This is a genomic window from Rhizobium sp. AB2/73 (assembly GCF_020871915.1).
GTDB lineage: Bacteria > Pseudomonadota > Alphaproteobacteria > Rhizobiales > Rhizobiaceae > Rhizobium > Rhizobium dioscoreae.
Map to the genome: position 1 here is coordinate 1,163,952 of NZ_CP067071.1, position 25,751 is coordinate 1,189,702.

A 25,751-nucleotide genomic window follows, 5' to 3' on the forward strand; every position below is an offset into this window, starting at 1 on the left:
TCCGCTACAAGATAATGCTCAGAATGGTCTCAGAGTTCCCCGGAAAGTACACACCTTCGTTAAAGGTCAGGCCTCAGCCGACTGATTTTCCTTGGCTTTCGACTGTCGGATGGCTTCGATCATTGCGCGCACTTCCTCTGCGACTCTTTCGACCAATTCCGCCGAGCGGCCCCTGACGACGATCTCCGTCGAGAAGAATTGGCCGACATAGCGCGGGTAGGAGCCGATGCTGGTTTCAGGATGCGCCTTCTGGATGAGGCCGAGCGGCGTGCCGATCTCGCCCTCGCCATAGGGGCAGGAAATCGCTGTTGATAGCACCTTTGCGCCGGTCCTGAGTGTCGGGATGACATTGTCGAGCATCGCCTGGAAAACCTGCGGCACGCCGGCCATGACGTAAACGTTGCCGATGTTGAAGCCGGGAGCGGTCGAGACCGGATTGGCGATATGCTTCGATCCTACGGGCATGCGGGCCATGCGCTGGCGAGCCTCGGTGAATTCCATCTCGCGCCGAGCATACATTTCGCCCATGATTCTCATGGCTTCGGCATCGTGCTCACAGGCCACGCCGAATGCCTTGGCGATGGCATCGGCGGTGATATCGTCATGCGTCGGGCCGATGCCGCCTGAGGTGAAGACGTAATCATACTGACCGCGCAAGGCATTCAGCGCCGAAACGATCGCGTCCTCGTCATCGGCGACGATGCGAACTTCCTTCAGGTCGATGCCGGCCAGCAGCAGCACATCGGCGAGATGGCCGATATTCTTGTCCTTCGTGCGGCCGGAGAGCAATTCGTCGCCGATGGCCAGCATGGCGGCTGTGACAATGATTTCGTTCGACATGAAGATATCCGTGAAAAGGCGCGATCCGCGCGTTCGCAAAAGGTCCGAAATAGGTAGCGTGCTTTACGGCGAATGCAAACGCTCGTTTCACGATCTCTGCTCCGGTGGAAGTACGCCCAGACCGAAATTTCCGTCTACGCAGGATGAACACTGCGTTCTGAGCGCGGGGGCTGCGCAGCTGTCGCATCGCTGATACAACACACCGCGACAATCAACGCGTCCAACAACAGGAGACGTTCATGGCTAAGGTACTGGTTCTCTATTATTCCTCCTACGGTCATATCGAGAAGATGGCTTATGCTGTCGCGGAAGGTGCAAAGTCGGCCGGCGCGGACGTCACCGTCAAGCGCGTGCCGGAACTCGTTCCGGAAGAGGTCGCAAAGGCCTCTTATTTCAAGCTCGATCAGGAAGCCCCGATCGCAACCCCGGATGAATTGGCCGAATACGACGCTATTATTGTCGGTGCTGGCACGCGCTTCGGCACCGTTGCCTCGCAGATGCGCAATTTCTGGGATCAGACCGGCGGCCTGTGGTTCGGCGGTAAGCTCGTCGGCAAGGTAGGCTCGGTCTTCACCTCGTCCGCAACCCAGCACGGCGGCCAGGAATCCACCATCCTCGGCTTCATCCCGACGCTTCTCCACCACGGCATGGCCGTCGTCGGCCTCCCTTACGCCTTCCAGGGCCAGATGGGCACGGAAGAAGTCAAGGGCGGCTCGCCCTACGGCGCCTCCACCATCACCAACGGCGACGGCTCCCGCCAGCCTTCCGAAATCGAACTGGAAGCAGCAAAGTTCCAGGGCGCGCACGTCGCCAAGATCGCGGCCAAGCTCACGGCTTGAATTGAATTCCACATGTTGATTGAGAGAGGCGCGGCGAAGGCTGCGCCTCTTTTCATTGGGATTTTGATGGAATTTGATTTTGGTGCGGACGACGGGGGTCGAACCCGTACAGCCAAAGGCCGAGGGATTTTAAGTCCCATATAGCAATATATAAGACGCTGTTATTGCTTGATAATATGTTCGTAATTCTGTGTATGTGTACGATACTGTGTACGAATTGACGGTTAAATCACGAGCCGTAGAGCGCACTCTTCCCAGGACGCCTCTCGCGATTGATGCTGATCAATGCGCCAGTGCTTGCAAGGCCGATGATATAGCTCATGGGTGAGACGTGGGAGAATTTCATTGGCGAGCAAATCTTGATCTGCGAGGCTCTGACCGCGGAGATCGAGAAACGTCGGCCGGAATTACTGCGGGAGGATTATTCTCCGACCGCTGCGGATGCGGAAGATATTCAGCGGCTTAGAGTTCTACGCGCCTCTCGCGAAGGACTTCTGCATCTGGCGAACCGGAAAATGAAGTGCAGCAGGCAACAGACCGGCTAACTGGCAATTGAAGCGAGAGCAGCGCTGCGAAAGGTCCTCCGGCTTTCCGGTCGGCTACGTGTCCATGGGGAAAATGATGCGAGCTTGCATTCCAATTTCCTGCAGAAGAAACAGAAGTCCGCCACCGTCTATTAGCTCAATCGGTTTATCCGACGCGAAATTGAACGCGTCAGGACCATAGCCGCTCGTCGTGACGAGAATTCCCTTGTTCGCGCCTTCATTCATCATGGTCCCGTAGAGATCCCGAACTGCCGAGACACCGACCGTGTGCCGATATCGTTTTGCTTGAATGACCACCTTTCCTCCGAGAACCGGTCTCTTATCATAGGCTACGCAATCGACCCCGCCGTCCCGAGACGACCGCGTCAGCTTCGATTCCAGGCCCATCTTGCCAAATAGGTTGGCGACTAAATGCTCGAATTCCGACGGAGTTAGATCCATCAGATTCGGCGCTGAACTTAATCCGGATACCAAATCGCTCTGATCAATAAACCTTGCATCAGCCATGTTGAACTCAACAATTGGCTTTACAGGTTGTGCTTCGCTCGCATGGCGAGAGACTTGGGCACCTAGATTGCGCAGGCACGTCGCCTTGTCCACACGTGCAAGATTGATCGCGTTGAACGCTTCCTTGGTCGTTCTTACAGAAATGAGGTGTGGCTGGATGTCATGTCCCGTAGCGGGATCGACCGTATGCACGTAACCATTGAAACAACATGTTTCGATCGTATTTGCTTGGTCCGCCTCAAAGATCTCGTGAATTGTTCGGAGAGCGACACTGGCGATGACGTCCTGATAAATCGACTTTAGGTCGGCACCCTTGCGTGGCTTTGCCTCGATGGCGTCACGTGCTTTGACATATTTGAACTCCGAGAGCTCAGGCACAATGCTTGGGGCCGGGAGCTCATACTCAACGACCAATTGCTTCGAGGCGGCTGCAAAGGCTAACGAGAAACCCTGCGGGAACCCCTCAGGATAGGCGGAGCGTTCTAACACCATCGTATTATAAGCCACAATGGCGTCGGGTTCTGCGGCAAAATAACTAGCTTTAAACGTATCGACTTCCGCATTTCTCTGGTCGATCTTCGCGTTTAACGCTTTGACTTCTCTTGCGTAAGCGGATCGGGCATCCTCAATTTTGGCCAACCGCGATGCTTCTTGGCTCTGCCATTCGGCGTAGTCCGCTTGAAACTTCGCCTCGGCGTTTGCCAGCGCGCTCGCGTGGCGCTTGGAGAAGCCAGGTATCAACTTTGCGAACATGGTCGGTTCGCCAACTTTTACAATATAGGTCTCTCGGCGAGGGGGCTCTGCTCCCGTCGCGATAGCTGGCGGCAACACGAAGGGCGGAGGCGCTTGGACTATGCGTAGGCTGTCGAAGCTGATGGTGTCATCTATAGAAAGGGTAGCGGGAAGTATTTGAGAAAGCTCAGCCAGTCGTTCAGCGACTTCTCGGTTCTGCATTTCCGCTTCGTCTTCACGATCTTCGATGTACTGGGCGCGAGCAGCCTTCTCGGCCTCCTTTTTCGACAGCACCAATTGCCGCTCAAGATTTTGTTGGTGTCGCAAACGCTGACGCTCTTGACGCTCAGCCTCTCGCTGCGCTTTCAGACGCTGCGACGCGTTTATCCGCTGCTGTCGCGCTGCCTGCCTTGCCATGGACATTACAAATTTTTCGAGGCCGCCCCGTCTCGCCATGCTCGTCACCCAAAACTCAAGATCCGGAATTTAAGAATAGCCGTAAAATACAAACATATAGTTGAATATTTTGATTAGTCCTTTCGGGCGGCTGGGTTGCAGAGCGCTTCTAACAGAAGACTGGCGTTACTTAAAAATCGCTATGTTTAGGCCTATTGCTCGAATGGGGAAATGGTGACGCAAAAGTGACGCGAGTGACTTTCTAGTCGGAAGACTCTCTCAAACCGTTGAAAATATTGGTGGGCGGTACAGGATTCGAACCTGTGACCCCTACCGTGTGAACCAATCGAGGGCTTATTTCTGCTATTAGGAAATAAGCACATGCCCATGTAATCCTGTCATTTTTTCAATTTAACTGATCGTCATTACTTCATTTTCCACGTCACCAATGGTATAAATTGGTGACGTGAAAGTGACGTGCATGCCGAAACTATATTTAACTGACGATCTAATCCCGACGCTTAGGTGTCCGACGGGAAAAACGCAGATTGTTTACTGGGATTATCCCGTCGGAATTGATGGGCGTACCCGCAATGGCTCTATGTCGGGGCTAGGCGTCAAAGTCACCTGCCTCGGAAGAACGGCATTCATTCACGATTACAGGATAGCCGGCGAACGGTATCGAAAAATCCTCGATTCTACCGCCAATATGAAGGTCGCATCCGCACGGTTGCTCGTTTCGGATCGCCAAGCCCAGCTCAAGACTGGCAAGAATCCCGACGCCGCCGCTGCTGCCCAGACTGAACAAGAGGCCAACGAGGTTCAGCTCGTAACGGTCCGCGAAATCATCAACCGCTATTGGGAAAGTCACATCAGCAGCCTTTCGGAAGGATACCGGGAGGGGTTCGCGCTGTTTGTGGCAAGATGGTTGAGACGCGCGCCGAAGAAGGAAACTCGCCGCGGGCAAAACATTAAAAGGAGCTACATCGACTTTGGAACGATGTTCGCCGATCGCTCCTTTGCCTCCATCAAGCCGCTCGACATTGAACGTTTTCAGAAGCAGTTCACATCTCCGTACAGCCACAATGACGGGCTAAGGCATGTCAGTGCCTTGTTCAACTGGGCGATCCGCATGCAGCTCGTTGATATTCGGAACCCCTGCGAAGCCATTCGCGCGCGGAAGGTTGTCCGGCGGCGCCGGGATTATTCCACCGAGCAGATACAGCAAATCGCGTCTCACATCTTCAATCCGGTTCTCGAAGTCGTGCCGGAAATCGAAAGTCTCACCGGCTTTCAGAAGCGGAATGCCGCTCTCGCCAAGGCGGTCGTGCTAACCGCCAACGATCAGATGCTGGAACTGTGCAACCTCATGGGCATCCTCTTCCTGACTATGGCGCGGCCCAGCGATCTTGCCACGGCCAGGTTCGAGCACTTCGACCTCGAAAAGCTCATCTGGCACAAGCACAATACGAAAGGCATCAAGCTATCCCGTTCGGTCTCTGAATACGCCTACCGTTCGGTGCCGATCCACCCCCGCGTGGTGGATATCGTTCGGGCACAGCGGGTTCGCTGGCCTAAGAGTGAGCTCCTGTTCCCGTCGCATACTGATGCGTCACAGCCGCGCGACAGCTTCCGTCGCGGTCTGGCGCGGTTCAAAGCACTGCCGGACGTGCCGGATTACTTCCAATTGTATGATCTGAAGCGCATTGCGATCTCGCTCATGCTCGCGGGCCAAGGCGTTTCGCACGAGGCTATCTCCCATTATGTCGATCATAAAGGAAACCTTGAAACCACGATGATCTATGACCTTGGGCTGGTCGACCCGCTGCGTCCGGTCACGGAAAAGCTCGGTGCTCTGCTCGGCGTCTAAGCCTTGACGTCATTTTTCGGCTGTGCGGCAATGAGTCCGCGGTGACCTCCAGCCGCTCCAATCCCACAGATGAAAGTCATCGTTTATGGAAGCATTTCAGGCGGTCGTGCTGACCGATGCGCAATTGCGCGACATGCTGACGGAAGCCGCCAAGAAAGGCGCCGCACTCGCCGTCACCGAACTTCGCGCCCAACTCCAGCAGTCACCGGAAGAGGCCACCTTGCGCAAGCTCCGAGCCTATCTCGCCGATCCGGCCTCGATTGCAAATCCACACGACCTGTGGGCTCATAGTGGCATCATCTGCAACATCGAGCCGACGCCGCGCGGCAAGCCAAAATCATCCGCCTGGTTCATGAAATTCCAGCGAGAGACCCATCTGAACGAATGCTTCAACCGTCCGAGCCCGGCATATGGACGCCGCCGCGAATGGTCATTCTTTGACATTCGGCTAGCCTGGGAGACTTATTATCGTAGGCGCTAAACCACCGGTCCCCCTGCCAAGCTGAAGACAAGGATTAACTCGTAAACAGTTTGCGAATCCAGTTCCAGAACCGCCATAGCAGGCTGCGGTTACGGTCCAGTTCCCTATAGTAGGCCTCCCGTCGCTCTTGCTTGTGATTAGGCATGGAATAAGGACCCCGCATTTGGGGTGATCGGCGTCCAAACGGGACCCCCATCTGCGATGGGGTTACAACAGCCTCCGGTTTCATCGGAGGCTTTTTATTTGGATGCTTGTTGTGGAGACAATTCTAAAGATACGTCGACTTTCCCGTGTGCAGGGCAAGTCGATCAAGGCGATCTGCCGGGAGCTTGGCATATCGCGGAAAGTGGTGCGGAAGGTTCTGCGCAGCGATGAGACGGAGTTCAAATATGAGCGGACCCGTCAACCTCAGCCGAAGCTCGGGCCCTGGCGCGATCAGCTCGATGGAATGCTGCTCGCCAATGAGGCCAAATCCTCTCGCGAACGGCTGACACTGATCCGGATATTCGAGGACTTGCGCGACCTCGGCTACGAGGGCGGTTACGACACAGTCCGGCGCTACGCCCGAACCTGGGCGAAGGAACGCGGCTCCGTAACGGCGGAAGCCTACGTGCCGCTCTATTATGCGCCGGGCGAGGCTTACCAGTTTGACTGGAGCCACGAGATCGTCGTGCTGAACGGCGTGACGACGACGGTGAAGGTGGCGCATGTCCGGCTCTGCCACAGCCGGATGATGTATGTGAGAGCCTATCCGCGCGAGACGCAGGAGATGGTCTTCGATGCCCATGACCGGGCGTTCGCGTTCTTCGGCGGGGCCTGCACGCGCGGCATCTACGATAACATGAAGACCGCGGTGGAGACGGTCTTCGTCGGCAAGGAACGGCAGTACAATCGCCGCTTCCTGCAGATGTGCAGCCATTACCTGATCGAGCCGGTGGCCTGCACGCCTGCGTCGGGGTGGGAGAAGGGCCAGGTCGAGAACCAGGTCAATCTGGTGCGGGAACGCTTCTTCACGCCGCGGCTACGCTTCAAATCCTACGATGAGCTGAATGGCTGGTTACTGGACAAGTGCATCAGCTATGCCCGCGCCCACAAGCATGTCGATCAAACGGAGCGCACGATCTGGGAGGTGTTCGATGGGGAACGGCCGCACCTGGTCGGCTATCCCGGCAAGTTCGACGGCTTCCACGCAGTGCAGGCCTCGATCGGCAAGACCTGCCTCGTGCGTTTCGACAACAACAAATACTCGGTGCTGTCCACGGCAGTCGGCCGCCCGGCCGAGATACATGCCTATGCCGATCGCATCGTCATCCGGCAGGATGGCGTGGAGATCGGCCAACACGATCGCTGCTTCGGCCGTGGCGAGACGATCTATAATCCGTGGCATTACGTGCCGGTCCTGACCCGCAAACCGGGAGCGCTGCGCAACGGTGCGCCATTCCACGACTGGGTTTTGCCCGCCGCCATGGAGAAGGTGCGCCGCCGGCTGAAGGCCATGCATGACGGCGACCGGCAGATGGTGTCGATCCTCGAATGTGTGGGCCTGGACGGACTCCCCGCCGTCGAAGCGGCCTGCCAGGAGGCGCTCGATCAGGGCGTATTCTCGGCTGCCGTCATCATCAACATCCTGGCCCGCAAGCGTGATCCGCAGCCGGCCGCCATCCTTTCCATTCCCGACGTGCTTCGCCTGACCCACGAGCCTCTGGCCGATTGCGCCCGTTACGACAGCCTTAGGAGGGCAAGCTGATATGGAACGATCCCAAATCCTTGACATGATGGGCACGCTGAAGCTGTTCGGCATGCGCAGCGCCTATGACGAGATCATGGCCTCCGGCATCAAGCGGCAGCACGAACCGCCACGCATCGTCGGCGACCTACTTCAGTCGGAGATCGCCGAGAAGCAGGCGCGCTCCATCAAATACCAGATCACCGTCGCCAAGCTGCCGCTGGCCAAGGACATCGACGACTTCGACTTCACCGACACGCCGGTCAACGAAGGGCTCGTGCGCCAGCTTGCGACAGGAGCCTTCCTCGCCGAGCAGCACAATATCGTTCTGGTCGGCGGAACCGGCACGGGGAAGTCCCATTTGTCCATCGCGCTCGCACGCGCCCTAATCCGCAACGGCGCACGCGGCCGCTTCTTCAACGTCGTCGACCTCGTCAATCGGCTCGAGACGGAGGCACGTAGCGGAAAGCAGGGGCGGCTGGCCGACTTCATCACCAGGCTCGACTTCGTCATCATGGACGAACTCGGCTACCTCCCATTCGCTCAGGCCGGCGGCCAGCTCCTCTTCCATCTGATCAGCAGGCTCTACGAGCGGACCTCGATCATCGTCACGACGAACCTGGCGTTCGGCGAGTGGCCGGCCGTCTTCGGCGACGCCAAGATGACCGCCGCCCTCCTCGACAGGCTAACCCACCATTGCGAAATCGTTGAGACCGGGAATGAATCCTGGCGCTTCAAAAACCGCTCTCAAAGCTAAAGCCGAAAAGACAAACAACCCGCGCCCGCAGGCCCCTGCGCTAAATGGAGAGCTCCGGGCCTACGCGCGCTGACCCGATGCAACCAGAGGCAGGGGTCCCTTTTGGGAGCCGATAAGGGGTCCCGTTACGATGCCGATTGACATCTTGCGTCGACGCCCGATAACCCCGCTTCGGTGAGGGCTTCGTTGGCAAGCGTTTCCCATGATTTGCGAGCGTCGGTAACAAATTTCAGCCCGTCCGCCTCGCGGATCTTCGGGCCGAAACCGGATTCCGTCAGAACGCGCGTCGTCAGGAGAATATGGACATGAGGATTGTGGGCCGAACCGTCGTCATGGATGGCCAGATCGGCGACGAAACCCTGTGCCGTATAAATATCGGCCATCGCTCGTGCCAGCCGAAGCCAGGTTGGCCGTGGCAGGTCACGCGGAAGCGCGATTTCAATTTCTTTGGCGAGCCGGGCATCCTTACGACGCTCGGCCGCTTCAGCGGCGTTCCACAGCTGCGCGCGCTCGGCAGCCCATGCCGGAGCATCTAGCGGAACGCGGATCTCGGCATAAAGCACGTCACGGCGCCCGCCGAAGGCGCTCAAGCGTTCTTCCCCTTCGTTGGGAAGGGTTTCACCCGCACGGTAGGCAGCGGCCGCAACGATAGACCGCCCGTTGCCCCGGCTGATGTTTTTGACGTGCAAGTGATAGATCGCCATTGGCACCCTTGCTCTCCACGCACGTCTATCATCGCGAGCGGATCGCCTTCGTCAAGGTTGCAATGGCAAGCATTCGAACTTCGCGACGAAGTTCCTTGTTTAACGACGTGAATATCGGTTGAGAATGGCCCGCCACTTTGCTAGCAGAGGGAACCACGCGGACGTGGTGAAACTGGTAGACACAAGGGACTTAAACGCAATTTGAGTGCACCGGCGGAAACGCCGGCTGTAGAACTGCTCAAAGTCGGGGAACCCTGTTAAATGGCGATCCCGAGCCAAGCCTCGCCAGAGGAAGGTGTAGAGACTAGACGGGCAGCACCTAAGGCAACGCTAAGGTGAAGGTATAGTCCAGACCACAAACGCCGGATGGCGGCGGCGAAAGCCGTAGCTGGTAAGAAAATCCCTCGGCCTTTGGCCTTACGGGTTCGACCCCCGTCGTCCGCACCATAAATCCGAAAAGATTTACTTCAGGAAAGTGTGGTTCGGCACCGCAATTATTTGCTAATCTCTCTCAATGATCAGCGACATTGCAAATCATCTGGAAATTTACATCGGTGAGCCGATCTCACACCGCTCGGAAGAAAAGATTCTTAAGGCGCTTAATGCATTCTCCAGCGAGCACAAAGTGCCGCTACTTGTTCTTGCAAATTTCGAGCTGTCCGGACGCCAATTCGATTTCGTTATCATTACAGCCGGTCGTGTTGTCGTAGTAGAAGCCAAATCAAGTGCTTTCCCCGTGCGTGGCGAAATTAATGGTTCCTGGGAATACGCTACTGCCGATGGTCAATGGGTTCCCGCGACCAACGGATATCAGCAGGTTCTTCAGCGAAAAAATATTCTTCGCGACGCCATGATGCGTGCGGGAAGTTCTTTCTACCCAGAGGCTCACGTCGTTTTCAGCGACCATCTTCCTGATGGATCAAACCTGACATCAGGGAACTTCAAGGCCCAAGTTGGCAGCCTAGAAGAATTCCTCGCAACGCTATCTCGTGAAGATGGCAATCCTTGGTCAGTAGGAGAGTGGCGACAGTGGGCGAAACACTTGCATCTTCGAAAAGTGACTCTTCTAGAAGCGTTTAATAATACGCCGGCCGATCTCCTTCGAAAATATCGAGAGGCGGTTATCAATGATTATCAGCCTCAAGCAGATGAGTGGATCCCAACTGATGATCAGCAACGAGGCGCAATTGTATCTGCACTGGCTGATGGAGTTCCTGGAGTATTTGTGACAGGGCCTTCCGGATGCGGAAAAACTCTGATGGCGAAGGCAACTGCGGTGCACCTCGCTCGCGACGGCGGGACGGTGCTTTTCGTGCAGGCCAAGGATATTTCCGGGTCGTTGGCCGAAGCATTGAAAATGGAAATTAGTCTCGTGGCCGACATGCCCTGGTCCATTCTGCTGAAGGCAATACGACAGACAGGATCACCGGCATTTATCATTCTTGATGGCATAAACGAGCTATCGGAAGCTATGTTCGAGCGAACGCTCCGCGGAATCAAAATCCTAGCGCGTAGATATAGCGCGCAACTGATTGTTATCAGTCAAAGTGAGAGGCCGAACCTTCTTCAGGGGCTGTCGATTATCAAGGTGCCGGAACCGGATATCGATCTGAAGAAAAGGATCGCGATAGTACTAACAACTTCACTTTCTGATAAGGCGGTGCAGGTCCTCGAAGCTGCCAGAAGTGGCCTTGAGGCGCGAATGGTGGCAGAGCTGAATTAGCCCCCGAAAGGCCCGGACATGCTCCCCCACTTAGCTAAGTGGGTAGGAGTAATGTTGGTAATATGACTGGTAGCAATTTTAAGATGGAAGTTCTCTCCGGGCCGGAACGTCGGCGGCGCTGGAGCACGGCAGAGAAGCTGGCGATCATTCAAGAGACCTACGAGGCGGACGCAACGGTGAGCATCGTCGCGCGTCGGCACGGCATCCAGCCGAACCAGTTGTTCGCCTGGCGCAAGCTGGCATCCCAGGGAGCACTGACGGCGACGGCCGCCGAAGAGGAGGTCGTTCCGGCATCCGAATACCGGGCGCTTCAGGCCCAGGTTAAGGAGTTGCAACGCCTGCTGGGCAAGAAGACGATGGAGAGCGAAATCCTCAAGGAAGCCCTCGAAATCGCCGGTGGCCCAAAAAAACGGATGTTGCGCTCGATCTCTCTGCCGAGAGGGATTTTGGAATGAAGACCATCTGCGAAACCTTGGGTGTCGCCCGCTCGAATATCGCTGCGCGTGCCACGGGTTCCCCTTCCAGAGCCAGAGGACGGCCGCCACTCCCGGATCGGGAGCTGGTGGAAGAAATCAGGGCCGTCATCGCCGACATGCCCACCTACGGCTATCGGCGGGTCCATGCCATCCTGCGCCGGAATGCCCGCGAACAGGGGCGTTCGTGGCCCAACGCCAAGCGCGTCTATCGGGTCATGAAGCTGCACAACCTGCTTCTGGTGCGCCACACCGGAGCGGTCGATGATCGCCGCCACGATGGTCAGGTCGCTGTCGAACGCTCCAACATCCGATGGTGCTCGGACGGCTTCGAGATCGGCTGCGACAACAAGGAGAAGGTCCGTGTCGCCTTCGCCCTCGACTGCTGCGACCGTGAGGCAATCGCCCATGTCGCCACCACGGAGGGCATCAAGAGCCAGGACGTGCAGGACCTCGTGATCACCGCCGTCGAGAACCGCTTCGGTCGCATCAACATGTTGTCCGAGCCCATCGAATGGCTCACCGACAACGGTTCGTGCTTCGTCGCCAGGGATACCGCATCCTTGCTCCGCGACATCGGCATGGAGCCGTGCACGACGCCCGTGCGCAGCCCGCAATCGAACGGCATGGCCGAGGCCTTCGTCAAAACCTTCAAGCGCGACTACGTCGCGGTGAACCCCACCCCGGATGCCGAAACCGTCATCGCGCAACTGCCGCTCTGGTTCGAGCACTACAACAATCTTCACCCGCACAGTGCTTTAGGATATCAATCACCGCGCGAGTTCATCAGCTCGCAATCTCAAACCTGAGCATGTCCGGTCTTTTGGGGGCAACTCCACGAATGGTGGCAGAGCTTCAGGCGACGCTCGGTCCTGATGCAACCCGAAGCAGTCTCATTGACCAATTTATTCGCAAGCGTCTGGGACCAAAAGCCAGAACTTGTTACGCTGCCCTGAGGTCGTTTGCTCTTCATCTCTTCGGTCAGTTTTCTTATTCGGCCACCGAGACGGCATTCGACAGCATTATGATTGCGAACGGCCTTAATGACGAGCAATGCGACATTCTGCTTTCATCCGGCTTGCTCGATTGTCGAGCAGGTCGCATCTCCTTCTTTCACGAGATGTTCCTATTTGGATGCGCGGCGCAAGGGTATGCGCAATTGGCACGTTCCGAGGTGGGTGAAGTCTCGAAGACACTAAATTCCGCTTTTACGGAAGCACTTGCACCGGATGTTTTAGCTTCTCTTGACGATGAAGTAGCGGCCTACGAAATTCTTAGCTCGCTAGCCAACGCTAATCTTTTGGCGAGGGCGGCAATCGGCGAATTTGGTCCACTAGCCAGATCGGCCTCCGAAAGGCTTTTGGCCTCGGCCGCGTCTCAGATCCTGTCAGACATAGGCAACATGCATCTCAAGCTTGTGATCGTTGAGGAGAAGGCTAGCGTTGAATGGGAGGAATTACCTCATCACAGCAAACAGAAAGCCGCGCAATTTGCCGCATTGGGTATTGCCGCGAAACATGGGTTTGCCGTCGAGGAATATCTTGGCTTGTGTCGGGCGATGGACGCACGGCTTTTAGCGGAGCGGCAGAAACTCGCGGATGAGGCTCAAAGGCATAATATTGGACTTCGGAGCCCCAGCTTTGGGCTAGCGTATCTTGGTCTTTACTCGGGATGGAAGTCGAGCTTCCGGATAATGGTTGGAGCCGCCCAATCGTCTTGGGAGACTGTGGCACCGTGTGATGTCATGCGTGAGAGACACCTGATGGACTTGACGTCAGGCGAACTCCTTTTCGCGGTTGAACACCGGCATTTGCTCTACGTTGATCATGAGACATCGTTCTGCGAACAACTCGCCCAGGTGATTGAAAAAAGGTTTCGGTGCGAACCTTACCATGTACAGCTAGCAATCTTACACGCCGCCGGTTTTGTACGCCGCGCGTCAGATGCGGCGCATGCCATTTTGGTTGACGCGCTCCAGCAGCTGGACCCAAATAACTTTCATCCGTTCATCAGCTCTAGCATGGTTGAGGCTCTAAAGCTTTTGGGCGCACTGGACGAGGATGCTGAGGACGCACGAGACGGAATAAGAACGCAGTTGCGCGCAGCACTCGATGAAGATGATGGTGAGGATGTTTTTGAAGAAGCTTTGGCGGTCTATTCCGCGCAGTTTGACCATCCGTATGACAGCATATACTGCGAAGAGATCAACGCGCTTTCAGATGTTGAGACGAAGCGGCTTATAAGTCGTGCATTTCAGGCAGGAAGTATCCGTAGTTCCCTGTCGCTGAAGTGGCTCGCGACGGCCGTCTCAGATGCAGACGACCCCGCGGACGTGCCACTCTTTGTTCGCTACGCCCGATATCCTGAAATCAATCCTCACTGGCAGGATGAAATTGCAACTTTCGTTCTCGCGGTGCGATTTCTTTCAAGGCACAGGGTTCCTTTACCTGATACACCAGAGGAGAACGATCTTCAGAGGTGTTTCAAACACCTACGCGGCATAATAGCTTGTGTCGAAACGGGTTCAGAAGACGCGAGGAAATTAGCAACTACCTCTTGGGATGCGTTGCTGCTTATTCCCGCCCCGATTGTCATCGGCGCTTTGCACGACGTAGTGCACGAAGGGCTTGAGCAACATTCACCGATGTCCGAGTCAAGAAAATACCCGCCCGTCGATATGTTCCAATTCTTTCCTCAGCAGTTATTGAAGATCGCCCGATATTTTGCGCGCACCGGGATAACTGCTATGTCATCCCACGGTTATAAAAATGAACGCGCAACGGCTTGGGCGCTACAGATCATCGGCGAATTGGGCGACAGATCAGATCTGGGAGCGTTGCGAGGCCTTGTCACAGAACCTGATTTCGCACGATCTGCGGCTGATGCTATCCGCCGAATTGAGATAGGCCGCTAAATTTGAGGGCGTCGCGATGGAAGCCAAACTGCGATCATGCTTGGGAACTTCGATGAGCATTCCGCTTCTCATGCTCAACAATCTGCTTCTTCGATTTCACCTTACGCCGGACGTTGACAGCGGCGGCGCTGATGCTCGTTGAGATGTGTGAGGCGTAGTATTTCTCGATCATCTCGACGCTGGTCCGGCAGTTCTTGGCGACCTGATAGATATCGGCGCCTTCCATGAGCCGGAGGCAGATGTAGGTGTGCCGCAGGCTGTAAGCTGTCCGGCGATTGCCCTCACGGTCGAACTTCAAGCCTTCCTCTTCCAGGATGTTGTTGAACATCTCCATGTGGTTGTCTTCAAAAATCAGCGCCTCCGGCTTCGGAAGGTTCCGCTTAAGCAACCGCTCGAACGGGAACACGGCGCTGGGCATGCTCTTGCAATAGCCCACGCCACGTTTGCCACGCACCTGGATCAGCAGAATGGTTTCTTTGGTTTCCTCGTCCTCGACGATTTCAACATCCCGGTACTGAAGCCTCTTGGCCTCGTCGGGCCGCAGGCCCGTATTGGCCATGAACAGCACATAGTCATGCAACTGCTGCGCATTCCGCTCGAAGCGCTTGCCCTGGTGCTCTTCTGCGCGTTTGCGGGTCGCGGTATAAAGTTGCTTATATTCATCGGGCGAGAACCACGCCCGGTGTGAGATCTTCTCCGCCGACTTATACGGGGTCGTAAGGTCCGGCAGATGGGTCAGCCAGCCATGCCGGATGGCGGTTTTCAGAACCTGGCGCAGGACCACGATTTCCTGATGCAGGGTATTCTTCGCGGGCAGCTTCTTCACCGGTTTGCCATCGGGATCGTCCTTCGGCACGATCTCGGGTGCGGTGGTGTAGCGCATGACCCGGTATTCCTGCACTTTCCCCGCCGTCACCTCCGATAGTCCCAGCTCGCCAAAGAAGGGGGTGAGGTAGAGGCGCAGCCGGCGTTCGTTGCCGCCGACGTAGGTGCGGTTGCGGGTGCCGCCGGTCACCACGTCATATTCGTCAAGATAGCGCTTGGCGGCCTCCTTGAAGGTCTTCTCATCCTTCAGCCCGCCGCCTTTCTCCTTGACCTTCATCCGGAAGAACCAGTCTTCCGCGAACTCCTTGGCGAGGGCGAGGCTTTCCTCGCGGGTACTCGTCCGCCAGTTCTTGCCGTTGATGCGCGTCGAACACTGCCACAGCTTGCTGTTCTCGCGGCGGTAGACGAGAACCTTGCCGCCTAAAATCTCATGACTGGCCATGCTTTCAATCCCATCCTTGCGCCCCGAGAAGTGTGCTTCAGACTGTGTATGGAATGTGTACGCCGAAATGGCGGAGATTATATGGCAGGAAAAATACTAAATAACTGATTTTACGTAATTATTTTTGACGCTGAGAACCCGTACAGCCAAAGGCCGAGGGATTTTAAGTCCCTTGCGTCTACCAGTTTCGCCACGTCCGCGTGCCTTTCCCCATCAAGCACTTGAGCGATTCAGTCAAGGATTGTTTTTGCAGGAAGGGCCGATCGGCGTAAGCCTGACATGCTCGGCTCAGCGACCCTTGAGAACGCTGACAAGCGCCGGTGTCACCTTCTTCTGTTGGAACATGGCCTTAAAATCGGCATAGCTGATCTTTCCCGATACCACACCGTTCATTAGTCGCTGACAAAAGAGCCGCTTTGCGTCGCTTCTTTGAGATTTGACGTAGAAAGCGATTTCATCCAGCGTTTCCGGTGGCAGGCGCTGCGACATGCACTTGTCGATGACCTGCGCTCGTGCCGTCGGGCTTTCCTTCATAATGGGGATGTTCTTCTCGAAGCTTTTTTCCTGCGAGGCGCAGGAAGCAAGCACCGCAAGAGTGAAAGCGATTATAGCTGGGCGCATAAGGCGCATGACGATGTTCTCCCCTTGAACAAAACTGGGATAAACATCTTTCGCGCGATTCTCAATCCCATGTGCAAGTATAAGTTAATGCCGGCATGGATAAGCGAAGCCCGCCGTAGCCGACGATCGGATTTAAGGCGGGCCTCTAACCATCATCATGATGGCTGTGTCATATTGGACGCAGGGGGAGCTTGGCTGTCAATTCACAGATTTAGGGGTTTCGACAGTCAGGGGCATAAATGGTTAATGACTTGTTCGGTGCGGCCAATCTCGCCATTGCAGGACCGAAAGCGCGATAAAGAGGCTTTCTTTGCTCATCTTTCCTGTGTCATAGCGGGGGCGATTGAAGAAGGACGGATAGACCGTGGACAAACAGACTGTTCTCGAAGCCACAGAGGCCATGCGTGGCCTCTTTCCCGCAACGCCGCTGCAGCTGAACGAGCATCTTTCGGCGCGCTATGGCGCCGACATCTGGCTGAAGCGTGAGGATCTGACGCCGGTCCGTTCCTACAAGATTCGCGGCGCCTTCAATTTCTTTCGTAAGGTGATTGCCGAGGGCGGTACGGGAAAGACCTTCGTCTGCGCATCCGCCGGCAATCACGCCCAGGGCTTCGCCTTCGTCTGCCGGCATTTCGGTGTGCCTGGCGTGGTCTACATGCCCGTGACGACGCCGCAGCAGAAGATCGACAAGACCCGCATCTTCGGCGGTGAGTTCATCACCATCAAGCTCTTCGGCGATTTCTTCGATCAATGCTATCAGGCCGCGCGCGATCACGTCGAGAGCATCGACGGCGTCATGGTGCCTCCTTTCGATCATGCCGATATTATCGAGGGGCAGGCGACGGTCGCTGCCGAGATCGCCGAGCAGCTGCCTGATGGCGTTATCCCCGACCATGTGCTTCTCCCCGTTGGCGGCGGCGGTCTTGCAGCCGGGATCACCGGCTATTTTGCCGATAAGCTCCCGCGCGACGCCTTTACCTTTGCCGAGCCCGCCGGCGCGCCGAGCCTGCGTCGCAGCATCGAAGCTAGAAAGGTGATCACGCTCGCCAAGGTCGACAATTTCGTCGATGGCGCTGCCGTCGGTCGTATCGGCGAGCTGAATTTCGCGGCCCTGAAGGACTTTGCGGCCGAGCAGGTGAAGCTCATCGAGGAAAACGCCATCTGCGTTACCATCACCGACATGCTGAATGTCGAGGGCGTGGTGCTGGAGCCGGCCGGCGCTCTGGCGATCACGGCGCTGGAAAAGCTCGACCGCGACAGCATCCGCGGCAAGACCATCGTTGCCGTCGTCTCCGGCGGCAATTTCGACTTCGAGCGCCTGCCCGACGTCAAGGAGCGTGCCATGCGCTATGCGGGCTTGAAGAAATACTTCATCCTGCGCCTGGCGCAGCGCCCCGGCGCGCTTCGCGATTTCCTCAACATGCTCGGCCCGGAAGACGACATCGCCCGCTTCGAATATCTGAAGAAGAGCGCCCGCAATTTCGGCTCTATCCTGATCGGCATCGAGACGAAAAATCCGGATAATTTCAAGCAGCTTATCGCCAATTTTGAAAGTTCCGGCATGGGCTACGAGGACATCACCGAAAACGAGATCCTGGCAAACCTGATCATTTGACTTTGCGACCCCGCAACCTTCATGCTAAAGGCGATCCATGGCTTCATTCTTTTCAAATATCCTTTCGATTTTCACCGGTGGCGCATCGCAGGCTGGCACTGAAAAGTCCGGCGGCTCGACTGCTAGCGTCGAACCTCAGGTACATGCCGGCTGCACGATCTATGCGACGCCGCAGCGCGAGGGCAACCAGTTCCGCCTCATGGGCCGGATTGAGAAGGATGTGAACGGCGAGATCCTGGTGCGCAATTTCATCCGCGCCGACGTCTTCACCTCGTCTGATGATGCGGTGGAATCGACCTTCCGCAAGGGCCAGCAGATTATCGATCAGAACGGCGCCGGCCTCTTTGGCGACGGCGAAAAGGTTCGCCAGGTCTGAAGCAGCTAAACTCCTTTAACATGCATTAGATGCAAGGCCGCCTCTGCATCTGCTTGGGCGGCCCATAACACTCATTGAAAATTGATGGCTGATAATTCGCAGGCTTCAAGCTGCGCGGAATATCTTTGCGCCGGATGGAGCGTTGATCGCGCCGCCGTCGACGGTGATTTCGATGGCTGTCACGTTGGCGGAATCATCGGAGGCGAAATAGAGCGCTGCCTTGGCGATTTCATCCGCTTCGCTCATGCGGCCGAGCGGGCTGAGGCTGCCAAAGCGGGCTTGCAGGGCATCCAGAGCCTCCGGCGTGCTGGCGCGTGGCTCCCAGATCGGCGTCTTGGTGGCGCCGGGTGTAACTTGGTTGACGCGGATGCCGCGGGGCGCAAGTTCGGAGGCGAGATTGCGCGTCATGGCGCGAACGGCGCCCTTCGTGCCGGCATAGGCCGAAGCGCCGGGAATGCCGAGAACGGCATGGACGGAGCCGTTCAGGATCACGGAACCGCCGTCGTTCAGATATGGCAAGGCGGCCTGCACGGTAAAGAAGACGCCGGTAAAATTGACGCGAACGATGGTTTCAAACTGCTCAAGCGTCGTTTTGCCGAGCGGCGTATCGCCGGCAATACCGGCATTGGCAAAGACCACATCAAATTTCCCAAGTTTCTCCGCAGCCTCGGCAAAGGCCTTTTCCATGGCCGGGATATCGGTGGTGTCGGCCTGCAAGGCCAGCACGCCACCGCCGAGCTGTTCGGCCGCCGCAGCCAGTGTCTTGGGATTGCGACCTGTGATGGCGACCTTCGCGCCTTCGGCGAGGAAGAGGCGGGCGGTGGCCAGCCCAATGCCGCTGTTTCCACCGGTGATGACGGCAACCTTGTTCTTGAGACGCATGTTCGTAGCTCCTGTTGGCTTTTGAGACGATCTGGATTATGATCGTTATCTATAAGGATTATGGTCGTAATCCATTTTGTCAAGCTGGGCACGAAAGGATTTTCGATGGGCCGCTCACAATTGGAGAAGCAGAAGACGCACGAACGCATCGTGACGCTCGCTGCCAAGCGTTTGCGTGAGGAGGGATTGGAAGGGATCGGCGTTGCCGACCTCATGAAGGAGGCCGGTCTGACCGTCGGCGGCTTCTATAAGCATTTCGCCTCGCGCGATGAACTGGTGGCGGAAGCCGTGGAATCGGCGATCGGGTCGTGGCGGCGACGGCAGGAGGACAAGGGGATCGATCCCGAGAGCATCTCGCTCGATGAGTATGTCGATACCTATCTCAGCGAACGTCACCGCGATCATTGCGGTGAGGGCTGTGCCTATGCGGCGCTGACGGCGGATATGGCGCGCAGCAGCAATACGGTGCGCGCTGTTGCGACGGATGGCCTGCGAAGGAATTTCGATGCCATGACGGCGCGCATGCCGAAACCGGAGACAGCCGAAGCCAGACGCAAGGCGATCATCGCTTCCTGCCTGATGACCGGTGCGCTCGGCCTTGCGCGCGTGTCAAATGACGAGGCTCTTTCCGATGAAATTCTGGAAACCGTGAGGTCGTTCGTGAAGGAGTTGCCACAGGCGAAATAGCAAAGCGGCCGGCTGATGCCGGCCGCCTGTCAATGTCTGAAGGCTGCAGTCGATTAAGCGGCGAGAGCCAGCTCGGAAGCGCGGGCCTGAGCGGCGCCGATTGCCTTCTCGACTGCTTCCGGGCCAAAGGCGATGCCTTCGACATAGACGGTCTCGACTTCGGTGATGCCGATGAAGCCGAGAACCGACTTCAGGTAGGGAACGGCATGGTTCAGCGGGGCAGCCGGGCCTTCGGAGTAGACGCCGCCGGAAGCGAGCACGATATAGGCCTTCTTACCGGTCGCCAGACCCTTCGGGCCGGTTTCCGTGTAGGTGAAGGTGCGGCCGGCGCGAGCGATGTTGTCGATCCAGGTCTTCAGCGAGGAATAGATATTGAAGTTGATGAGGCCGGTGCCGATAACAAGCGTGTCGGCTGCCAGCAGCTCGTCGACGAGTGCGTCGGAAACCTTGACCAGTTCCTGCTGCTCGGGCGTGCGGGCGTCGGCCGGCGTGCGGATGGCGGCGGTGAAGGGGCCATCGATATGCGGCAGGTTGTCGGCGGCGAGGTCGCGCTTGACGAGCGTCTTGCCCGGGTTGTTGGCCTTGATCTTCTCGGCCAGTTCGGTGGCGATCTTCGTGGAGAGCGAGTCCGGACGCGGGCTGGAGGTCAGAAGCAGAATGGAGGACATATCCGTTTTCCTTTTCAATGAGTTGCTAAATCGGCTGGGAGAGTCCGATCACGTTCGCCTCCATAAATAAGTCGTCAGTACTATCGAGAAAAACTGTGATAATATGGATTGGAATTATCGATAGAATGGATGGCAGATGCTCCCCAATCCCACCCTCGACCAATTGCAGGTCTTTCTGACCGTCGCCGAGTCAGGCAGCTTCTCGGCCGCTTCACGAATGCTCAACCGCGCGCAGTCGGTCATCAGCTACACGATTGCCAATCTGGAGGCTCAGCTCGAAATGCCGCTGTTCGAGCGCTCCGGCTCGCGCCAGCCGAAGCTCACGGATGCGGGCAGGGTAATGCTGGAGGATGCCCGCCGCATTCTTTCCGATCTGCAGGTGATGCGCGCACGCGTGAAGGGCCTGAAGAGCGGCCTTGAGGCGGAGGTGGCTGTTGCCATCAGCGTCATGGTGCCGGTGCACGCGACCGTCGATGTGCTGCGGGAATTTCGCGATCGCTTCCCTTATGTTTCCCTGCGCCTCGACACCGGCGAACTTGGTTCGATGCTGGAGCTGGTTGCCAGCGGCAAGTCGACGATCGGTATCGGCGGCTCGGTGTTGAAGCAGGATGATGCCCTGGTTATCGAGCGCATCGGACATTCCTTCATGATGCCCGTTGCCGCTCCGACGCATCCGCTCGCTCTGCTGGGACGGCCGCTGACGCTGGCCGATGTGCGCGAAGAAGTGCAACTGGTTGTCACCGACGCGTCAAATCTCACCAATGGCAAGGATTTCAACGTCCTGTCCTACAAGATTTGGCATCTCAGCGATATCGCCACGAAGCATCAGTTGATCCGCGGTGGTCTTGGCTGGGGCGGCCTGCCGGCCTCGTTCATCATGGAGGATCTGCAGAAGGGACGGCTGGTGCCTTTGGCTCTCGATGCTTACGACCAGAGCGAATATCCGCTCTATGCCATCCGTAAGGTGGACAATCCCCCTGGCCCTGCGGCTGCCTGGATGATCGAGGCTTTCCGTGATCGTCTGTCGAGATGCCCGAATCAGGAGGACTTCAAGTCCGCTGTCGAGATGTTCCATCCTGGAGACAATCGTCTGGCGGCGGAGTGAGAAAGTCCTCTCCCCATTGAGAGGAGAGGACGATGGCATTCGTGCTTACAGCACCAGCCGGTAGCTGCGGAAGCCGTCGGTACCTTCGCCGGCGTCTTCGATCTTCACGCTCTTGACCTGATCGAGAAAATCCTTGGCTTTCGGCGAGCTTTGGAACCGCGCGGTCGCACCCGGCAGCGGCTTGAAGGTCCAATTACCGTCGGCGGTCGGGTTGATCGTGCCCTGTTCATGGACATAGCGCACGATGACGTCGCGATTGGTGTCCGGTGCCTGATAGACCACCTTGTCCGCCGCGATTTCCGGGAAGTTGCCGCCGCCGCCGGCGCGGTAGTTGTTGGTGACGACCAGGAACTTCTGCGCGGGGTCGATCGGCTTGCCCTCGAACTGCAGGTTCTGGATGCGGTTTGCATCGGCATTCAGAACCTTGCCGTCATCGCCGAAGCGGCGCGGCTGCGAGAGGTCGATTTGATAGGTGACGCCGTCGATGACGTCGAAGTTGTAGGACGGGAAGCTGCTGTTGATCAGGTCCGCATCCTTGGCGCCCGGCTGAACCTCGTTGAACATCGCGGCCGACATTTCCAGCCAGTTCTTCACCTGCGCGCCGTTGATGACAACGGCCTGGACGGTGTTCGGATAGAGGTAGAGATCGGCGACGTTCTTGATGGCGATGTTGCCGGCGGGAACATCCGTATAATAGTCGGCGCCGTTGCGGCCGCCGCATTTGAAGGGCGCTGCGGCCGACAGAACCGGAAGGTCCTTGTACTGCGTCTCCTTCAATATGTTCTTGATGTACCAGATCTGCGCCTGGCTGACGATCTGGACGGAGGGATCGTCGGCAACCAGCGCGAAGTAGGAATAGAGCGGCGCAGACGTCTTGCCGACGGGCGTGCGGACATAAGTCAGTGTCGCCTCATGCTCGGCCTTGGCGGCTTCAACCACTTCCTTCTTGTCTGCGACATCGGCGACGACCTTCTTTTTGTCGTCGCGGTGGTAGATCGGGCGTGCCTCGGAAGTGAAGTCGACGATCTTCCAGCTCTTGCCATCCTTTTCGAGCAATAGGTCGATGAGGCCGAGATGCGAGCCCCAGAAGCCGGCCATGACGGCAGGCTTACCGTGCAGCGTGCCCTTGACCGGATCGGCGTCCTTGATGCCGTCCCAAGTCTTCGGGCCGGGGAAGACGAGATGCTGGTGACCGGTGAAGACGGCATCGATGCCGTCGACGGCGGCGACGTAGAGCGAGGCATTTTCCATCTTCTCGCTCGGGCCGCTGCCGTCGATGCCGGAATGCGAGAGCGCGATGATGATATCCGCGCCTTCGGCTTTCATGACAGGCACCCAGGCCTTGGCGGCGTCCACGATATCGCGCGTCTGCGCCTTGCCTTCGAGATTCTTGATGTCCCAGAGCATGATCTGCGGCGGCACGAAGCCGATAAAGCCGATCTTGATCGGGCTTTCATTGCCGGCGCCGTCCTTGATCTTCTTTTCGAGCATCAGATAGGGCTTGAAGAACAGGTCGTCCTTGGTGGGGTCGGAAGCAAGCTGGCCCTTGGTCAAATTGGCGCAGACGAACGGGAAATTCGCGCCGGCCAGCACCTTGAACATGAAATCGAGGCCATAGTTGAATTCGTGGTTGCCGAGCGTGCCCACGGAATAGCCGAGCGTGTTCATCGCCTTGATGACCGGATGAACATCGCCATCCTTCATGCCGTGCTGATAGGCCATGTAATCGCCCATCGGATTGCCTTGCAGCACGTCCCCGTTGTCGATCAGGAGCGAGTTGGTGGCTTCGGCGCGGATATTGTCGATGATCGTTGCGGTACGTGTCAGGCCCATCGTGTCGTTCGGCTTGTCGGCATAGTAGTCGTAGGGGAACACGTTGACGTGGATGTCCGTCGTTTCCATGAGGCGCAGATGAGCCTGATTGCTGGCCGCGCGAGCGGCGAAAGGATGCAGCACGATCAGCGCCGCCGTGGCGCTGAGGCCTTGCAGCAGGGAACGGCGCGACATGCTGGGCAAATCCAGAATGGAAGACATAAGGCACTCCTTCAACGATGGGGCTACGGTCCGTCGATCATCTCTCGGGCGAGGGAGACTAGGACGATTTTCGAAGGTGTGCACCAGGAATGTGACAGGCTTATTGTGGATCGTAGGCGGCTTGCGCCGACATTAGATCAGCGCTTGAGAACCGGCTTTATGTCCTTGTGGAAAAAGCGGAAATAGGACGCGACCTTGGCAGAGGCATTGGACGAGCGATCGAATTCGATGCCGATACGGCCGTTATGAGTCCAGCGCACGAAACCATCCAGCAGGCCGATATCGTCGCATTCGACGCGAACCTTGCTGCCGGCGGCCGCATAAAGCGGCGCCTGCAGGTCGAGCGCAATGCCGCTGGTGGAAATATCGACGACACGACCGGTGACGAGCTTGGTGAAGTAGCGAACCTGACCCATGAGCCGCGCATGTTGGCGCGGCGAGCCGCGTGTCGTGATTTTCAGGTTACCCTGAACGGGAGATTTCGAAGAGAACTGCATGATGTTATCCCGGCTCATCCGTCTTTTCTCGGTTTGGATATCAGATGTGCCTTGCGGGATGTTTAGCATAATCGCTAAAATTGTAGCCGGGCGTCCCGAATCGGTACCGCATCGAGATGGCCGCTGCGATCGGCCATGTGACTATGAGAGGTGCGGGATATGCGTATCGTTTCTTTGAATGCATGGGGCGGCCGGCTGCATGAGCCATTGATGCCCTATCTCGTCGATGTCGAGGCGGATGTTCTGTGCCTGCAGGAAGTGGTCCGCACGCACGACGCACAATCCGAATGGCTGGTTTATCGCGATCACGGAATCGAGCTCCCGCAACGCGCCAATCTCTTCGAGGAACTGAAGGCTGCTTTGCCGGCTTATGATGCCTTCTTCCTCCCCGTCGCGCGGGGTGATCTCTTTGACGGTGACACGCGATTGGACTCTGAGTTCGGACTGGCAACCTTCGTGCGCAGGACCTGTCCGATCATCGGCCAGGCAGCCGGTTTCGTTCACGGCGAATTTTCGGCTGATGGCTATGGACCGCATCCGCGCTCCCGCAATGCCCATTGCATCCGTCTCTTCGACTATGAGCGCGGCTACCCCGTCACCATTGCTCATATGCATGGCCTTCGGGATTTGGAAGGCAAGGGCGATACGCCGGCCCGGCGCCATCAGGCGCGCGCGCTGGTCGAGATCATTCGTCAGGTTCGGCAAGAGGGCGACCGGCTGGTCGTCTGCGGTGATTTCAACGTGTTGCCGGATAGCGAGACCTTCGACGTCCTCCGCAGCCTGGGACTTGCCGATCTCGTCACCTCGCGGGGACATGACGACACGCGCACCTCGCATTATAAGAAGCAGCCGCGTTTTGCCGACTACATGCTCGTGACATCGAATGTCGAGGTCATCCGTTTCGATCCTGTCGCGGAGCCAGAGGTGTCCGATCATCGCGCATTGCTGCTGGATATGTGCTGACGAAGATCACAAGCCGACATTCGGCCGGTCAATGATCTCGCGCAGTGCAAAGCTGGAATTGATCTTCACGACATGGGGCAGGGCGGAGAGCCAGTCGCGATGGATGCGCTCGTAGTCTTCGAGGTCCCGCGCGGCGACCCGGAGTATGTAGTCGTATTCGCCCGACATGAGGTAGCAGGAGAGCACATTGGGGCAGCGCTTTACCGCCGTTTCGAATTCCGAAAGCGTCTTTGCGAATTGACCGGACAGCGAGATGTGCACGAAGGCGATCATCTTGTAATCAAGCGCCTTATGCGAGAGATGCGCGTGATAGCCGTCGATGACGCCGCTCTTTTCCAGGATATCGAGCCGCCTCGAACAGGCCGAGGGCGAAAGCCCGACCTTCTCGGCCAGTTCCGAATTGGTGATCCGGGCGTTCTGCTGCAGCATCCGCAGAATCGAATGATCGATGGCGTCGAGGTCGGACATTCGAAGATCTTTCGAAGAAATTCCTATTTGCGCAATAAATCACGAAAAATGACTGAAGCGC

At 57.2% G+C, this 25,751-nt stretch carries 22 protein-coding genes and 1 pseudogene; 13 read left to right on the forward strand and 10 right to left on the reverse strand.

The window, feature by feature from the left end; genetic code table 11:
* Positions 1-66 precede the first annotated feature (66 nt).
* Positions 67-840: a competence/damage-inducible protein A gene (locus I8E17_RS05880; protein ID WP_069611933.1), complete on the reverse strand. Its 774-nt coding sequence runs from the start codon at positions 838-840 to the stop codon at positions 67-69.
* 239 nt (positions 841-1,079) lie between these two features.
* Here I8E17_RS05880 and wrbA point away from each other — a divergent pair, with 239 nt between their 5' ends.
* Complete coding sequence (wrbA, locus tag I8E17_RS05885) at positions 1,080-1,679, forward strand: NAD(P)H:quinone oxidoreductase type IV (RefSeq protein WP_069611934.1); 600 nt, start codon at positions 1,080-1,082, stop codon at positions 1,677-1,679.
* A gap of 599 nt (positions 1,680-2,278) precedes the next feature.
* On the opposite strand, the gene I8E17_RS05890 is transcribed toward wrbA, so the two are convergent.
* Complete coding sequence (locus tag I8E17_RS05890) at positions 2,279-3,919, reverse strand: restriction endonuclease (RefSeq protein WP_219510934.1); 1,641 nt, start codon at positions 3,917-3,919, stop codon at positions 2,279-2,281.
* Between the two features lie 421 nt (positions 3,920-4,340).
* Between I8E17_RS05890 and I8E17_RS05895 the strand changes: the two genes are divergently transcribed.
* The 4 genes and pseudogenes from I8E17_RS05895 (at position 4,341) to istB (ending at position 8,693) form a co-directional block, all read left to right on the forward strand.
* Entirely contained in the window at positions 4,341-5,729 is a 1,389-nt protein-coding gene (locus I8E17_RS05895) for an integrase (protein ID WP_229002105.1), read from the forward strand.
* Positions 5,730-5,814: 85 nt separating this feature from the next.
* Positions 5,815-6,210: a hypothetical protein gene (locus I8E17_RS05900; protein WP_219510931.1), complete on the forward strand. Its 396-nt coding sequence runs from the start codon at positions 5,815-5,817 to the stop codon at positions 6,208-6,210.
* Between the two features lie 247 nt (positions 6,211-6,457).
* A pseudogene (istA, locus tag I8E17_RS05905) lies at positions 6,458-7,981 on the forward strand (IS21 family transposase).
* Complete coding sequence (gene istB / locus I8E17_RS05910) at positions 7,959-8,693, forward strand: IS21-like element helper ATPase IstB (protein ID WP_003501246.1); 735 nt, start codon at positions 7,959-7,961, stop codon at positions 8,691-8,693. Before istA ends, istB begins: the two are co-directional and overlap by 23 nt.
* 125 nt (positions 8,694-8,818) lie before the next feature.
* Here istB and I8E17_RS05915 read toward each other — a convergent pair whose 3' ends face one another.
* The gene (locus tag I8E17_RS05915; protein WP_219510929.1) at positions 8,819-9,397 is read right to left on the reverse strand and encodes a MobA/MobL family protein; all 579 of its coding nucleotides are present in this window, start codon (positions 9,395-9,397) and stop codon (positions 8,819-8,821) included.
* A gap of 514 nt (positions 9,398-9,911) precedes the next feature.
* Here I8E17_RS05915 and I8E17_RS05920 point away from each other — a divergent pair.
* The 3 genes from I8E17_RS05920 to I8E17_RS05930 all read left to right on the forward strand — a co-directional run bounded on the left by I8E17_RS05920 (position 9,912) and on the right by I8E17_RS05930 (position 14,507).
* A complete protein-coding gene (locus I8E17_RS05920; protein ID WP_219510927.1) occupies positions 9,912-11,120 on the forward strand; it encodes an NERD domain-containing protein in 1,209 nt (402 codons plus the stop codon).
* A 62-nt stretch (positions 11,121-11,182) separates the two neighbouring features.
* Positions 11,183-12,402 (forward strand): IS3 family transposase gene (locus I8E17_RS05925; protein WP_219510925.1). Its coding sequence is split into 2 segments (ribosomal slippage): positions 11,183-11,519 and positions 11,519-12,402, totalling 1,221 coding nucleotides; the frame shifts between segments, so codons are not numbered across the junction.
* 32 nt (positions 12,403-12,434) lie between these two features.
* Positions 12,435-14,507 carry a hypothetical protein gene (locus I8E17_RS05930; protein ID WP_219510919.1) on the forward strand — a complete coding sequence of 691 codons (2,073 nt, stop codon included), beginning with the start codon at positions 12,435-12,437 and terminating at the stop codon, positions 14,505-14,507.
* 34 nt (positions 14,508-14,541) lie between these two features.
* Here the strand turns inward: I8E17_RS05930 and I8E17_RS05935 are convergent, their stop codons facing one another.
* Both I8E17_RS05935 and I8E17_RS05940 read right to left on the reverse strand, forming a co-directional pair.
* Positions 14,542-15,774: a site-specific integrase gene (locus I8E17_RS05935; protein ID WP_219510917.1), complete on the reverse strand. Its 1,233-nt coding sequence runs from the start codon at positions 15,772-15,774 to the stop codon at positions 14,542-14,544.
* Positions 15,775-16,062: 288 nt separating this feature from the next.
* Positions 16,063-16,404, reverse strand: coding sequence for a hypothetical protein (locus I8E17_RS05940; RefSeq protein ID WP_069611935.1), 342 nt, complete (start codon positions 16,402-16,404; stop codon positions 16,063-16,065).
* A gap of 391 nt (positions 16,405-16,795) precedes the next feature.
* On the opposite strand from I8E17_RS05940, the gene ilvA reads away from it, so the two are divergent.
* On the forward strand, positions 16,796-18,010 hold the full coding sequence (gene ilvA, locus I8E17_RS05945) for a threonine ammonia-lyase (protein ID WP_069612281.1): 1,215 nt from the start codon (positions 16,796-16,798) through the stop codon (positions 18,008-18,010).
* 37 nt (positions 18,011-18,047) lie between these two features.
* Positions 18,048-18,386, forward strand: coding sequence for an HlyU family transcriptional regulator (locus tag I8E17_RS05950; RefSeq protein ID WP_069611936.1), 339 nt, complete (start codon positions 18,048-18,050; stop codon positions 18,384-18,386).
* A gap of 105 nt (positions 18,387-18,491) precedes the next feature.
* Here I8E17_RS05950 and I8E17_RS05955 read toward each other — a convergent pair whose 3' ends face one another.
* On the reverse strand, positions 18,492-19,268 hold the full coding sequence (locus tag I8E17_RS05955; RefSeq protein ID WP_113366409.1) for an SDR family oxidoreductase: 777 nt from the start codon (positions 19,266-19,268) through the stop codon (positions 18,492-18,494).
* Positions 19,269-19,373: 105 nt separating this feature from the next.
* Here I8E17_RS05955 and I8E17_RS05960 point away from each other — a divergent pair, with 105 nt between their 5' ends.
* The gene (locus I8E17_RS05960; RefSeq protein ID WP_069612282.1) at positions 19,374-19,955 is read left to right on the forward strand and encodes a TetR/AcrR family transcriptional regulator; all 582 of its coding nucleotides are present in this window, start codon (positions 19,374-19,376) and stop codon (positions 19,953-19,955) included.
* Between the two features lie 53 nt (positions 19,956-20,008).
* Here I8E17_RS05960 and I8E17_RS05965 read toward each other — a convergent pair whose 3' ends face one another.
* Positions 20,009-20,623 carry an FMN-dependent NADH-azoreductase gene (locus I8E17_RS05965; protein WP_069611938.1) on the reverse strand — a complete coding sequence of 205 codons (615 nt, stop codon included), beginning with the start codon at positions 20,621-20,623 and terminating at the stop codon, positions 20,009-20,011.
* A 136-nt stretch (positions 20,624-20,759) separates the two neighbouring features.
* On the opposite strand from I8E17_RS05965, the gene I8E17_RS05970 reads away from it, so the two are divergent.
* Complete coding sequence (locus I8E17_RS05970) at positions 20,760-21,728, forward strand: LysR family transcriptional regulator (RefSeq protein ID WP_069611939.1); 969 nt, start codon at positions 20,760-20,762, stop codon at positions 21,726-21,728.
* A gap of 45 nt (positions 21,729-21,773) precedes the next feature.
* Here the strand turns inward: I8E17_RS05970 and I8E17_RS05975 are convergent, their stop codons facing one another.
* Both I8E17_RS05975 and I8E17_RS05980 read right to left on the reverse strand, forming a co-directional pair.
* On the reverse strand, positions 21,774-23,762 hold the full coding sequence (locus I8E17_RS05975) for a bifunctional 2',3'-cyclic-nucleotide 2'-phosphodiesterase/3'-nucleotidase (protein ID WP_069611940.1): 1,989 nt from the start codon (positions 23,760-23,762) through the stop codon (positions 21,774-21,776).
* 137 nt (positions 23,763-23,899) lie between these two features.
* Complete coding sequence (locus I8E17_RS05980; RefSeq protein ID WP_069612283.1) at positions 23,900-24,259, reverse strand: PilZ domain-containing protein; 360 nt, start codon at positions 24,257-24,259, stop codon at positions 23,900-23,902.
* A gap of 159 nt (positions 24,260-24,418) precedes the next feature.
* Between I8E17_RS05980 and I8E17_RS05985 the strand changes: the two genes are divergently transcribed.
* Positions 24,419-25,222: an endonuclease/exonuclease/phosphatase family protein gene (locus I8E17_RS05985; RefSeq protein WP_069611941.1), complete on the forward strand. Its 804-nt coding sequence runs from the start codon at positions 24,419-24,421 to the stop codon at positions 25,220-25,222.
* Between the two features lie 6 nt (positions 25,223-25,228).
* Here the strand turns inward: I8E17_RS05985 and I8E17_RS05990 are convergent, their stop codons facing one another.
* Entirely contained in the window at positions 25,229-25,690 is a 462-nt protein-coding gene (locus I8E17_RS05990) for an Lrp/AsnC family transcriptional regulator (protein ID WP_069611942.1), read from the reverse strand.
* Positions 25,691-25,751 lie beyond the last annotated feature (61 nt).

Excerpts from the sequence above, each read along its gene's own strand:
- I8E17_RS05960 (WP_069612282.1), top strand. The coding sequence starts at position 19,374 with ATGGGCCGCTCACAATTGGAGAAGCAGAAGACGCACGAACGCATCGTG.
- I8E17_RS05915 (WP_219510929.1), bottom strand. The coding sequence starts at position 9,397 with ATGGCGATCTATCACTTGCACGTCAAAAACATCAGCCGGGGCAACGGG.
- I8E17_RS05890 (WP_219510934.1), bottom strand. The coding sequence starts at position 3,919 with ATGGCGAGACGGGGCGGCCTCGAAAAATTTGTAATGTCCATGGCAAGG.
- I8E17_RS05935 (WP_219510917.1), bottom strand. The coding sequence starts at position 15,774 with ATGGCCAGTCATGAGATTTTAGGCGGCAAGGTTCTCGTCTACCGCCGC.
- I8E17_RS05880 (WP_069611933.1), bottom strand. The coding sequence starts at position 840 with ATGTCGAACGAAATCATTGTCACAGCCGCCATGCTGGCCATCGGCGAC.
- I8E17_RS05940 (WP_069611935.1), bottom strand. The coding sequence starts at position 16,404 with ATGCGCCTTATGCGCCCAGCTATAATCGCTTTCACTCTTGCGGTGCTT.
- I8E17_RS05920 (WP_219510927.1), top strand. The coding sequence starts at position 9,912 with ATGATCAGCGACATTGCAAATCATCTGGAAATTTACATCGGTGAGCCG.
- ilvA (WP_069612281.1), top strand. The coding sequence starts at position 16,796 with ATGCGTGGCCTCTTTCCCGCAACGCCGCTGCAGCTGAACGAGCATCTT.
- wrbA (WP_069611934.1), top strand. The coding sequence starts at position 1,080 with ATGGCTAAGGTACTGGTTCTCTATTATTCCTCCTACGGTCATATCGAG.
- I8E17_RS05950 (WP_069611936.1), top strand. The coding sequence starts at position 18,048 with ATGGCTTCATTCTTTTCAAATATCCTTTCGATTTTCACCGGTGGCGCA.
- I8E17_RS05985 (WP_069611941.1), top strand. The coding sequence starts at position 24,419 with ATGCGTATCGTTTCTTTGAATGCATGGGGCGGCCGGCTGCATGAGCCA.
- I8E17_RS05955 (WP_113366409.1), bottom strand. The coding sequence starts at position 19,268 with ATGCGTCTCAAGAACAAGGTTGCCGTCATCACCGGTGGAAACAGCGGC.
- I8E17_RS05990 (WP_069611942.1), bottom strand. The coding sequence starts at position 25,690 with ATGTCCGACCTCGACGCCATCGATCATTCGATTCTGCGGATGCTGCAG.
- I8E17_RS05900 (WP_219510931.1), top strand. The coding sequence starts at position 5,815 with ATGGAAGCATTTCAGGCGGTCGTGCTGACCGATGCGCAATTGCGCGAC.
- I8E17_RS05895 (WP_229002105.1), top strand. The coding sequence starts at position 4,341 with ATGCCGAAACTATATTTAACTGACGATCTAATCCCGACGCTTAGGTGT.
- I8E17_RS05965 (WP_069611938.1), bottom strand. The coding sequence starts at position 20,623 with ATGTCCTCCATTCTGCTTCTGACCTCCAGCCCGCGTCCGGACTCGCTC.
- I8E17_RS05980 (WP_069612283.1), bottom strand. The coding sequence starts at position 24,259 with ATGCAGTTCTCTTCGAAATCTCCCGTTCAGGGTAACCTGAAAATCACG.
- istB (WP_003501246.1), top strand. The coding sequence starts at position 7,959 with ATGGAACGATCCCAAATCCTTGACATGATGGGCACGCTGAAGCTGTTC.
- I8E17_RS05975 (WP_069611940.1), bottom strand. The coding sequence starts at position 23,762 with ATGTCTTCCATTCTGGATTTGCCCAGCATGTCGCGCCGTTCCCTGCTG.
- I8E17_RS05970 (WP_069611939.1), top strand. The coding sequence starts at position 20,760 with ATGCTCCCCAATCCCACCCTCGACCAATTGCAGGTCTTTCTGACCGTC.
- I8E17_RS05930 (WP_219510919.1), top strand. The coding sequence starts at position 12,435 with ATGGTGGCAGAGCTTCAGGCGACGCTCGGTCCTGATGCAACCCGAAGC.